This is a genomic window from Acinetobacter nosocomialis NIPH 2119 (assembly GCF_000368085.1).
Taxonomy (GTDB): Bacteria; Pseudomonadota; Gammaproteobacteria; order Pseudomonadales; family Moraxellaceae; genus Acinetobacter; species Acinetobacter nosocomialis.
The window spans coordinates 2,184,378-2,196,428 of the sequence record NZ_KB849239.1; the positions used below are offsets into that span (position 1 = coordinate 2,184,378).

11 protein-coding genes are annotated in these 12,051 nt (G+C 39.2%); 3 read left to right on the top strand and 8 right to left on the bottom strand.

From position 1 onward, the window contains the following. Positions 1-202 precede the first annotated feature (202 nt). From trxB to F984_RS14055, 3 genes are all read left to right on the top strand, one after another. Positions 203-1,150, top strand: coding sequence for a thioredoxin-disulfide reductase (trxB, locus tag F984_RS14045; RefSeq protein WP_002052068.1), 948 nt, complete (start codon positions 203-205; stop codon positions 1,148-1,150). Between the two features lie 119 nt (positions 1,151-1,269). Then, complete coding sequence (aat, locus tag F984_RS14050) at positions 1,270-2,001, top strand: leucyl/phenylalanyl-tRNA--protein transferase (protein WP_004710244.1); 732 nt, start codon at positions 1,270-1,272, stop codon at positions 1,999-2,001. An 18-nt stretch (positions 2,002-2,019) separates the two neighbouring features. Beyond that, entirely contained in the window at positions 2,020-2,835 is an 816-nt protein-coding gene (locus F984_RS14055; RefSeq protein WP_002052085.1) for an arginyltransferase, read from the top strand. A gap of 40 nt (positions 2,836-2,875) precedes the next feature. Here the strand turns inward: F984_RS14055 and rimI are convergent, their stop codons facing one another. The 8 genes from rimI to F984_RS14095 form a co-directional block, all read right to left on the bottom strand. Beyond that, complete coding sequence (gene rimI / locus F984_RS14060; RefSeq protein ID WP_004710246.1) at positions 2,876-3,331, bottom strand: ribosomal protein S18-alanine N-acetyltransferase; 456 nt, start codon at positions 3,329-3,331, stop codon at positions 2,876-2,878. 109 nt (positions 3,332-3,440) lie between these two features. Next, positions 3,441-4,316: a metal-dependent hydrolase gene (locus F984_RS14065; protein ID WP_002052039.1), complete on the bottom strand. Its 876-nt coding sequence runs from the start codon at positions 4,314-4,316 to the stop codon at positions 3,441-3,443. A 239-nt stretch (positions 4,317-4,555) separates the two neighbouring features. After that, positions 4,556-5,437, bottom strand: coding sequence for a metal-dependent hydrolase (locus F984_RS14070; protein ID WP_004710249.1), 882 nt, complete (start codon positions 5,435-5,437; stop codon positions 4,556-4,558). Between the two features lie 203 nt (positions 5,438-5,640). Further along, positions 5,641-6,831 (bottom strand): elongation factor Tu, encoded by a 1,191-nt coding sequence (tuf, locus tag F984_RS14075; protein WP_002157016.1) that lies wholly within the window; start codon positions 6,829-6,831, stop codon positions 5,641-5,643. A gap of 94 nt (positions 6,832-6,925) precedes the next feature. Then, positions 6,926-9,064, bottom strand: a complete 2,139-nt coding sequence (gene fusA, locus F984_RS14080; protein WP_002050327.1) for an elongation factor G — start codon at positions 9,062-9,064, stop codon at positions 6,926-6,928. Between the two features lie 178 nt (positions 9,065-9,242). Further along, positions 9,243-9,713 (bottom strand): 30S ribosomal protein S7, encoded by a 471-nt coding sequence (gene rpsG, locus F984_RS14085; protein ID WP_001138055.1) that lies wholly within the window; start codon positions 9,711-9,713, stop codon positions 9,243-9,245. Positions 9,714-9,872: 159 nt separating this feature from the next. Further along, positions 9,873-10,247 carry a 30S ribosomal protein S12 gene (gene rpsL, locus F984_RS14090; protein ID WP_002050319.1) on the bottom strand — a complete coding sequence of 125 codons (375 nt, stop codon included), beginning with the start codon at positions 10,245-10,247 and terminating at the stop codon, positions 9,873-9,875. Between the two features lie 200 nt (positions 10,248-10,447). Then, positions 10,448-11,764, bottom strand: coding sequence for an EcsC family protein (locus F984_RS14095; protein ID WP_004710252.1), 1,317 nt, complete (start codon positions 11,762-11,764; stop codon positions 10,448-10,450). Between the last annotated feature and the right edge of the window lie 287 nt (positions 11,765-12,051).

Below are 12,051 nucleotides of genomic sequence, written 5' to 3' on the forward strand. Positions count from 1 at the left end.
GAATGAACTTTATATTATGCACCTGTTCTTACAAAAAAGGTGCATGATTCTTTACAGTTGTTGTTAACATAAGGCTCTTCTATATTGTTATATAACTTAATTCGATTGTCCTGATCAATATTATCCACATTGATTTCACGCTATTGGTCGGCAATTTCACGTATAATTTTCAAAATTCTCGAAATAAATAAGGATACCCTCAATGAGTGCTCGTCATTCTCGGTTAATTATTCTCGGTTCTGGTCCTGCGGGTTATAGTGCAGCTGTATATGCAGCACGTGCAAATCTTAAACCAACACTTATTGCTGGTTTACAACTTGGCGGCCAACTTACAACGACAACCGAAGTTGACAACTGGCCGGGCGATCCTGAAGGTTTGACTGGTCCTGCTTTAATGGACCGTATGCAAGCACATGCTGAACGCTTCGGTACTGAACTCGTCTATGACCATATTAATGAAGTGGACTTAAATGTACGTCCTTTTGTTCTTAAAGGTGATATGGATGAGTACACTTGTGATGCATTAATTATTGCAACTGGTGCGACAGCTCAATATCTTGGTTTAGAGTCTGAACAAAAGTTTATGGGCCAAGGCGTGAGCGCATGTGCAACATGTGATGGCTTCTTCTATAAAAACCAAAAAGTAATGGTTGTAGGTGGTGGTAACACCGCTGTTGAAGAAGCGCTTTATTTATCAAATATTGCTGAACATGTAACACTGGTTCATCGCCGCGATTCTTTACGCTCTGAGAAGATTTTACAAGATCACTTATTTGCTAAAGAAAAAGAAGGCAAGATCAGTATTATCTGGAATCATGAAGTTGAAGAAGTCCTTGGTGACAATACTGGCGTAACAGGTGTTCGCTTAAAATCTACAAAAGATGAAAGCAAACAAGATGTACAAGTTCAAGGCTTATTCGTTGCCATTGGTCATAAGCCAAACACTGGAATGTTTGAAGGCCAGTTGAACTTACGTGATGGCTATATTCAAGTACAAAGCGGTACTTCAGGTAATGCAACAGCAACTTCTGTAGCAGGTGTTTTCGCTGCGGGTGATGTTGCTGACAGTATCTACCGTCAAGCCATTACTTCAGCTGGTTCAGGCTGTATGGCAGCATTAGATGCAGAAAAATATCTAGATAATCTTTAAGTTTAGATATTTCAAACAGCCGTTATAAAACGGCTGTTTTTTTATCATTTATAATAATTGCTGGCTGCCTCAAATTAATTTTTATAGCATAACCCTTAAGCACACATTATTTTAGTTTTATGAACATACTACCTCTATCTCAATATATTTTTCCAGATCCAGAGGAAGCCGATCCAGATGGTCATGGTCTAATTTGCATTGGTGCTGACCTCTCCCCTTCTACCCTCTATGAAGCATATACTCACGGACTTTTTCCTTGGTTTAATGAAGATGAACCTATTTGTTGGTGGAGTCCTGAACCACGCTGTGTGATTTACCCTCAAAACTATAAACCAAGTAAATCGCTCATTCGGAACATGAAAAAGCACGATTACACCATTACGGTAAACCGTGCTTTTGAACAAGTCATTCGTTCATGTTCACTACCTCGAAGTTATGCTAACGAAACTTGGATTAGCGAAGATATTATTCAAGGTTACTGCGCGTTGTTTAATTCAGGTTATGGCTACAGCATAGAAGTTTGGCAAGACAAACAGCTGGTAGGCGGTTTATATGGAGTTACGATTGGTAAGGGTTGTTTTGGCGAGTCTATGTTTAGTACTCAAACCGATGTTTCTAAAATGGCTTTTTATACTTTAATGTTAATCGGTCAAGAAAATCAGCTTCCTTGGGTCGACTGCCAACTGGTAAATAGTCACTTAATTAGCTTGGGGGCTTGTACACTTTCTCGGCAGGAATATCTTAAATCGTTACAAGATGTAATTATTCACCCCTCTATCAATTGGAAAAAGTATCAAGAACGTGTATTTTCAAGTAAAACAATAGCATTAAATGCAAAATTAATGGAATGATAACAGGAGGGACCAATCATGAAATCATATCACCCGAAGTCCCTTTTAAATGATCTGCAGTACTATATTACTCCACCTCACGATTGCAGCTATTTAGAAAATAAGTCAGCACGTATGGTCTTTTTAGACCCGATTCATCGCATTGATGTGGTGACTCTTTCAGAGTTATCGCGATTAGGTTTTCGTCGTAGTGGTGACTTTGTATATCGTCCTGAATGTCATTTATGCAGACAGTGTTTGTCTTGTCGTGTTCCAGTTGCCGACTTCCAAATGAACAGTATGCAAAAAAAAGCATGGAAGCGGAATCAAGACCTTACCATGACTGTTCTGCCAACACGGCAAGCTGCACAAATTCATTATGATTTATATGAACGTTACATTAACGAACGCCATGCCGATGGTGATATGTTTCCGCCAAGTTTAGATCAATTTGAAAAATTCCTAGTTCATAGTTGTACAGATAGTTTCTTCTTAGAGCTATGGAAAGACAATCGTCTTATTAGCGTTTCTACATGTGATTTAATGGATGATGGATTATCTGCGGTCTATACATTTTTCGACCCAGACGAGCACCGCAGATCTTTAGGTGTTTATTCAATTTTGAATCAGATCGAATATGTAAAATCACTTGGTTTAGAATATCTTTATTTAGGCTATTGGGTACCTCACTCAGCCAAAATGAATTATAAATCTCAATATACTCCACTAGAACTTTTATTAGATGGGCAATGGCGCCGCTTAAATAGATCATTATCGCCAGAGGAGATTAATCAGTTAGGTAACTCTCTCATGACAACGTTACCTTCTGAATGGAATAATTTAATTATTAAATAATGTGATTTTGTCTTGTTGTTAAAACAACAAGACAGCCATTTTAGAATAAAGACGCAAAATCGTCGGTACAGCTTTTTACCATAATAACGGCATTTTCACGCCCACCCTCTTGAGTTGGGTAATAATTGCGACGCACATCAATTTGATGAAAACCTGTTTTTTCGTATAAACCAATGGCTGCTTTATTACTTTCACGAACCTCTAGAAAAATTTGTACAGGTTGATTTTCTAACCGCTCAATCGAGGTTTCCAACAATTGATATCCTAAACCTTTACCTTGCATTTGAGGATCAATTGCCATAAGCAATAAGTTCGCTTCATCTAACACAGGTTGTAAAATACAAAAACCGACGACCTTATTATTTAACTCAATTACCGTACACTGATAAGAGTTCACAGATTCTACAAATTGCTGCCTAGACCATGGATGTGTTTGAACAAGCTTCTCAATTTGGGCAACACTATCAATATCGGAGGCTTGCATAGTACGGATCATGAGTTTCAGCACATTTTTAGATTTCAAAGTAAACGTATTATAGAAACTTAAATAGAAAAAACGAGTAAAAAAAAGAGCAATTAAATTGCTCTTTTTCCGAACAGTTTTTTTAAAGCCCTAACTTTTCACGCCAAGTGGCCAATAAAGCTGTCGTATCTGAATCATTTGGATGGAATTTTGGTCTTAAGAAATCAAGTAACTCAGGAATTTGACGGGTCATAAAACCTTTACGACCGTACATAAACTTGAGCATGTACTTCGTATCTTTCCAAGTTAGCTTGTCATCAGTCTTAAGTAACTTAGCAGTAAAATAAGATTGTGTAGCGAAGATTAATGCCATCGCAATAATTAAAGCGGTTGAGCGCATAAAATAAGCTTTTGGCCCTTGCCCATACATACTTGTATACACATCAAACGCAACAGCTTTATGTTCATTTTCTTCTACTGCGTGCCACATCCATAAGTGATACATGGTGTCATCTTGGAACATGGCCTGAATTTCAGGATTTTGTAAAAGTTCAGCGGCAATCGTCGATGTAAAATGTTCTAAAGCACAAGTACCTGTCAAATCAATCATTTCTTTAGTATAGCCAAAAGGTTTCATTAACTTGGTTACAACTGCTGTACCCATTTTAATAACTGTACCAGTTTGCTTTTCCATTTTGCGAACATCATACCCATACGCTTGCGCAGAAGCGTTAAATGCTAAATGTTCTTTAGAATGCATAGCTTCTTGACCAATAAAAGCACTTATTTCTTTTTGAAGAGCCGGGTCAGCAAGCTTTGGATCATTTCGTACTGCACGTGTACTATTTACAAAGAACTGCTCGCCTTCAGGAAAAAGAGCCGATAATGCTGTCATAAAGTGAGTTAATCCTGCATCGTAATTTGCCCAATAACGTGGGACTTGAGCAAATTCAAAGTCCATACGACGTACAGGGAAACTTGCTCCAGCACGATTAGAAATATTTACTTTAGCATTCATGTCAGACTCCTTTAAGTGAATCATCAATTCACTTATATCCTTATTTATTTTCTTAATATTTATAATAATACGCCTTTGAAAGCGCTATTTAAGTGCAGATGAGGACAGCAAATTATCAGATGAGGTCATCACTAGCCCCTTTCTGGAGCAAAATGAACATATATCAATTTTAAAAATGAGCAGTGGTTTCAAGACAATAAAAAAGGACTGCTAACAGTCCTTTTCACTTTATTTTTAATTTAAAGTCCAAGTTTGGCTTTCCATGATTTTAATAGGCTAACTGTATCTAAATCATTAGGATGAAAGCCTGGTTTAAAATAAGCCAACATCTCTTTAGCCATACCCGTAATAATGCCTTTCGACGGGCTATAACCATATTTATAAATCACAGACAATTCATCTAAGTTTAATTTTTTATCTTCTCTTAAAAGACGGAGTACAAACGAAGATTGAATTGCGAAAATAAGCGCCATCGCAAATACAAGTGAACTTGTACGTAATGCATAAGCTTTAACACCTTTGCCAAATACGCCTTCGTATACATCAAAAGCTACGGCTTTATGTTCATTTTCTTCTATTGCATGCCAATACCACATAGTTGACATTGTTTTGTCTGTCATAAGCTCTTGAATATGAGTATTAACTAAAAGCTGAGATGCAATCGTTGCAGTAAAATGCTCAAGAGCCGTAGTCGCAGTTAAATCTACCATTTCTTGCGTCATACCAAATGGTTTTACGATCTTTGCAAAAGTTTTACGCGCAGTCTGAATAGCTGTATCAGTAAATTTTTCCAACGACTCTACATCATGACCGAACTTTTGTGCAGATGCATTAAAGTTCACATGTTCTTGAGTATGCATCGCCTCTTGACCAATGAAAGCACTAATTTCTTTTTGTAGCTCTTCATTGTTTTTAATCGCTGGGTGATAACGCACCGCACGTACACTATCAATAAAGAACTTTTCACCAGCAGGAAATAGTGCTGATAATGCTGTCATAAAATGTGTAAGGCCAGCAGAACCATTCATCCAGTATTCTGGTACATCATTAAAGTCAAAGTTCATACGACGTACAGGAAAGCTTGCTCCGGCACGATTCGTAATATTTACTTTAGCGTTCATAGTGAAAGCTCCTTGCTAGTAACCGTAGTTACTTAAACTTTATTGTTCGTTTTCTTGATTCTTATCATACAAAGTTAATAAAAAGGCTTAAGTGCAAATAGGGACATTGAAGTATCAGTTAAGGCCAGCTTTCTATTGAATTGTCGAACAATTAAACATAAAAAAAGCGCCCCAAAAGGAGCGCTTTTTTCACTGAAAAGTGATTATGCAGTTACTTTCGCAACAACACCAGCACCTACAGTACGACCACCTTCACGGATCGCAAAACGTAGACCTGGGTCCATTGCGATTGGGTGGATTAATTCTACTGACATTTCAACGTTGTCACCTGGCATTACCATTTCAACGCCTTCTTTCAACTGGATCGCACCAGTTACGTCAGTTGTACGGAAGTAGAACTGTGGACGGTAACCATTTAAGAATGGAGTGTGACGACCACCTTCTTCTTTAGAAAGTACGTATACTTCTGCGTCGAATTTAGTGTGCGGCTTGATTGTACCTGGTTTAGCAAGTACTTGACCACGTTGTACGTCTTCACGCTTAGTACCACGAAGTAATACACCACAGTTCTCGCCTGCACGGCCTTCGTCAAGAAGTTTACGGAACATTTCTACGCCAGTTACAGTTGTTTTAACTGTATCTTTAATACCAACGATCTCTACTTCTTCACCAACTTTAACGATACCAGATTCTACACGGCCTGTTACTACTGTACCACGACCAGAAATTGAGAATACGTCTTCGATTGGCATTAAGAATGCTTTGTCGATAGCACGTTCTGGTTCTGGGATGTAAGAGTCAAGAGCTGCTACAAGAGCAAGAACTGATTCTTCACCGTAAGGACCTGCTTCACCGTTAAGAGCAGCAAGAGCTGAACCACGGATTACTGGAGTGTCATCACCTGGGAAGTCGTAAGTAGAAAGAAGTTCACGAACTTCCATTTCTACTAATTCAAGTAATTCTTCGTCGTCAACAAGGTCGCATTTGTTTAAGAATACGATGATGTAAGGTACACCAACCTGACGAGAAAGAAGGATGTGTTCACGAGTTTGTGGCATTGGACCGTCAGTCGCAGCACATACAAGGATCGCGCCGTCCATCTGAGCAGCACCAGTGATCATGTTTTTAACGTAATCGGCGTGGCCCGGGCAGTCAACGTGTGCGTAGTGACGAATTGGAGAATCGTATTCTACGTGTGAAGTATTAATTGTAATACCACGTGCTTTTTCTTCAGGTGCTGAGTCGATTTGCGAGTAATCTTTCGCTTCACCGCCGTAAGTTTTTGCACAAATAGTTGCAATCGCAGCAGTTAAAGTTGTTTTACCATGGTCAACGTGACCGATTGTACCCACGTTTACGTGTGGTTTATTACGTTCAAACTTGGCTTTAGCCATGATGATCTTCCTTTATTAACTACTCATGGAGGGTCACCCCATGAGCACTTGGTTTTCAACTAAGAATTAGTTAGGGCTTATAGTAATCGAAAGATTACTCGTCGTCACCTTTTTTACCGCCAGCTTGGAATTTAGCAATGATGCCTTCAGCCACGTTACGTGGAGTTTCAGCATATTTAGCAAATTCCATTGAGTAAGTCGCACGACCTTGAGACATAGAACGCATTTGAGTCGCGTAACCAAACATCTCAGCAAGAGGAACTTCTGCTTTAATTGCTTTTGTTCCACCAGGAAGATCGTCCATACCTTGAACCATACCACGACGACGGTTTAAGTCACCCATGATATCGCCCATGTAGTCTTCTGGAGTTTCTACTTCAACTTTCATGATAGGTTCAAGAAGGATAGGATCCGCTTTCATGAAACCATCACGGAAGGCATAAGAACCAGCCATTTTGAACGATAATTCGTCAGAGTCGACATCGTGGTAAGAACCGTCGAAAAGAACAGCTTTAACGCCTACAACTGGGTAACCAGCCAAGACACCATTCTTCATACGTTCTTGAATACCTTTATCAACTGCACCGAAGAATTCTTTAGGTACTACACCACCAACAACTTCTTCAGCGAATTCGTATTCTTTACCAGCAGTTTCAACGTCAAGCGGTTCTAAACGAACATATACGTGACCGAACTTACCTTTACCACCTGTTTGACGTACGAATTTACCTTCTTGCTCAACAGTTTTCTTAATCGTTTCACGATAAGCAACCATTGGTTTACCGATATTCGCTTCAACACCGAATTCACGCTTCATACGGTCAACGATGATGTCAAGGTGAAGCTCACCCATACCAGCAATAATTGTTTGACCAGATTCTTCATCAGTACGAACACGGAACGATGGATCTTCTTTCGCCAAACGGCCTAAAGCGATAGACATTTTTTCTTGGTCTGCTTTAGTTTTTGGTTCTACAGCCAATGAAATTACTGGCTCTGGGAATTCCATACGCTCAAGAGTAATGATGTTTTTCTCATCACATAATGTATCACCAGTTGTAACGTCTTTAAGACCTACACACGCTGCGATATCACCTGCACGGATTTCATCAAGATCTTGACGCTCGTTCGCGTGCATTTGCACGATACGACCGATACGTTCACGCTTAGCTTTAACTGGGTTATAAACCGGATCACCTTGTTTAAGAACACCAGAGTAAACACGTACGAATGTTAAGTTACCTACGAATTTGTCGTTCATGATTTTGAACGCAAGTGCAGAGAACGGAGCTTCGTCAGATGCTTCACGAGACGCTTTAGTTTCGTCTTTATCGTCAAGGATACCTTCGATCGCTTTAACTTCTGTAGGTGATGGTAAGAATTCAATTACAGCGTCCAACATACGTTGAACACCTTTGTTTTTGAACGCAGAACCACAAAGCATTACTTGAATTTCAGAAGCTAATGTACGAGCACGTAAACCAGCGATGATGTCTTCTTTAGAAAGATCACCTTCTTCTAGGTACTTGTCCATTAATTCTTCAGAAGCTTCAGCAGCTGCTTCAACCATGTTAGTACGCCATTCTTGAGCAGTATCAACTAGGTCAGCAGGAATATCACCGTATTCAAACTTCATACCTTGAGAAGCTTCATCCCAGATGATTGCCTTCATTTCGATAAGGTCAACAACACCTTGGAATGTGTCTTCAGCACCGATTGGCACAACGATTGGCACAGGGTTACCGCCCAAACGTGTTTTCATTTGTTCAACAACACGGAAGAAGTTTGCACCAGTACGGTCCATCTTGTTCACGAATGCTAAACGAGGCACTTTATATTTGTTTGCTTGACGCCATACAGTTTCAGACTGAGGCTGTACACCACCAACTGCACAGTAAACCATGCACGCACCGTCAAGAACACGCATAGAACGTTCAACTTCAATTGTGAAGTCTACGTGTCCCGGTGTATCAATTACGTTGATACGGTGTTGTTGGAATTGGTTAGCCATACCAGACCAGAAACAAGTTGTAGCAGCAGAGGTAATTGTAATACCACGCTCTTGCTCTTGTTCCATCCAGTCCATTGTTGCTGCACCGTCGTGTACTTCACCAATTTTGTGAGATACACCTGTGTAGAACAAAATACGTTCAGTTGTAGTTGTTTTACCTGCGTCAATGTGCGCAGAGATACCGATGTTACGGTAACGAGTAATTGGGGTTTGGCGAGCCATGATGTCTACATTCCTAAATGTTATCTTTAAAACAGGGCGCATCAATTAAATTGATGCGCACGAATACTCAAACGGGGCAACTTAAATACCCGCAAAGCCCCCACTTTGGTAGAGAGCAATGTTGAATCTAGCTACTGTATGCATGAGTATTCTCCTGATTAGGGACTGTTTTATCCGCTTAGAAACGGTAGTGAGAGAAGGCTTTGTTAGCTTCTGCCATACGATGCACGTCTTCACGTTTTTTGATCGCGGCACCTTTGCCTTCAGCTGCATCAAGCAACTCGCCAGCAAGACGTAAAGCCATAGTTTTTTCAGAACGCTTAGCAGCAGCATCTACTAACCAACGCATTGCTAAGGCAGTACGACGGGATGGGCGTACTTCCATAGGTACTTGATAAGTAGCACCACCAACACGGCGTGCTTTTACTTCGACCATAGGACGAACTTTCTCAAGAGTAGTCTCGAAAAATTCAACTGGGTCTACTTTGTTTTTTTCTTGAACGCGTTCTAAAGCACCGTAAACGATACTTTCAGCAATAGATTTTTTACCATCTTGCATTACGTGGTTCATGAATTTAGCGATTGTTTGGCTGCTAAATTTTGGATCTGGAAGGATCTCACGAGCAGCGACTACGCGACGTCTTGGCATTTTAATACACCTAATAATATGACACTTCAGGATAATCCAGCAGTTTGTACAAGTGTCATGTACACGACGCTGGCCTTACTATACGTCGCTTGAATTACAAATCTATGAAGAATTCAAACAAGCGAAACGCTAAAGGGCTTTTGGACTAGTTTCCTAGAATTACTTCTTAGGACGCTTAGTACCGTATTTAGAACGTGATTGATTACGATCTTTAACGCCGGCACAGTCTAAAGAACCACGAACGGTATGGTAACGTACACCTGGTAAGTCTTTAACACGACCACCACGGATAAGAACAACACTGTGCTCTTGTAAGTTATGACCTTCACCACCGATGTAGCTAGATACTTCAAAACCTGAAGTCAAGCGAACACGGCAAACCTTACGCATAGCTGAGTTAGGTTTTTTAGGTGTAGTTGTATAAACACGTGTACAAACACCACGACGTTGTGGACAAGCCTTCAACGCAGGAACTTTGGATTTTTCAACCAAAGTCGTACGACCCTTACGGATCAACTGATTCGTTGTTGCCATATGGCAATTCTCCCGTTATTAAAAAACCTTAAAAAGAAAATACCTCTTTTTAAGGGCACATAATTGTAAGCCAAGATGCAAAAATGGTCAACATGGCAATACTTACCAAATGTTGACCATATCAATGTTTGACAGGATGATTTACAAATTTAAATAAGGCTGAAACTTAATTTTCAAACCCTGTCTTTGTAATTGTATTGTTAAGAGTACTTTTGATCCTCTACAACCTCATCATTTTCAATTTCTAGTGCTGGTTTTTGTTCACTGTGTTCATGCTCAACCACATGTTTTTCTGCAAGCTGCTCAATACCGTTATGAACATTTTCTTGCACTTTTTGTTCACTTTTTTCAGAAGTATTGGATTTGACTACAACAGATACTTTTGAAATTACATCATGATTTTCAATTTTATGATGTTGTGCTGCATGTACACTGCCATTTTCTCCAACATTTAAAAGACGTGGACTTGCCTTTTGAATAAGAGTTACTGCAGCATAGTAAGCTTGTAATGGTGATAAATGCTCACTTGGGTGTTCATTTAAATAATGTCGTGCTGCACCAAAAATAGCTTGTGCTTTATGGCCTACATCTTCTTGTAACTTCCAGCTATAAACAGCACTAAGTACTGCACCAGCAACTGGAGTAAACTTGCCAACCGCAGCAAGTTGAGGAACTTTATTTAACCAGCTCCATTTGAACTCACCATTTTCATCGACTAACCAGCTTTTTAAGGTCTCAATATCATTTGAAGACCCAAGTACTTGCTGAAACTGTTGAATGTCTTGTGTCTCTAACATATTACGTAAAGCTTTAAGTGCTAAAAGCACTGTCTGCTTCTCTGCAATCAGGCTAATATCAACTTCTTTAAAAATAAATTCAACGACATCTTGATCAGTGGCTTCAGTCAAATCAAAACCGTGTGATCGTCCTGTTTGATAAATTGTTCTTAAAACCAATACTAAAGAAACTGGAATATCTACGGCTGCACCGACCATACCCGATACACCCGTAATTGCACCTTGAATACTTGCAATTAGTTTATTTTGTTCAATTAAAGCCTGACTTAAACGTTGTGAACGTGAAGTATCTTTAGTCAGCTCAAATAGGTCTTTTGCTCCTGCCTCTTCTAAGATTTTTTCAGTCAGCGTACTTTTTGAACTAAAGTCATTCAGCCAATCAAATAAATAGCTAGATATTTTTTCATTCCAGTCAGGTGAAATAAATGTCGCAATACCATTGACCTTTCTAAAATGACGACCAAACACCTGACGCGTAACTTTAGGTAAATGTTCACGTAACATTTGTTGTGGACTTTCATACTGTTCCACTTCAAACGGACTTTTACTTCTAGCATTACCTTCTACTGTTTTACCACTTGCAAGTGGCTCAGCCAACTTACTAACCTCACCTATTTGGCTTTGCTGCAAGATGTTTAAACCAGTAGAACTGAGCTTTTTAGCCACTCCGAAGACCTGAGAAAACAAATTGTCAGATTGATTATTATTAAATTTTGTCATCCAGTACCTCGATTTTTTAATTTATCTAATTAGAGATAAATACTAGGTGGAATGTGGATTTATCTCAACTTGAATGTGTGTATTTTAGTTAACCCTAAATGCAACATACTGTGTATTTGGTTATTTTTTTTAAATGCAAAATTGACATAAAGATTTGCCATAAGAAATAAAAAACCTTTCTGCTATCATGGTAACAACGAAAACATATGTCTAATGTTCTTACAGCTATATTCTCCTATCATTTAATAGCTGCTCATGTTCATAGACTTTAAATATCACCATAAAGG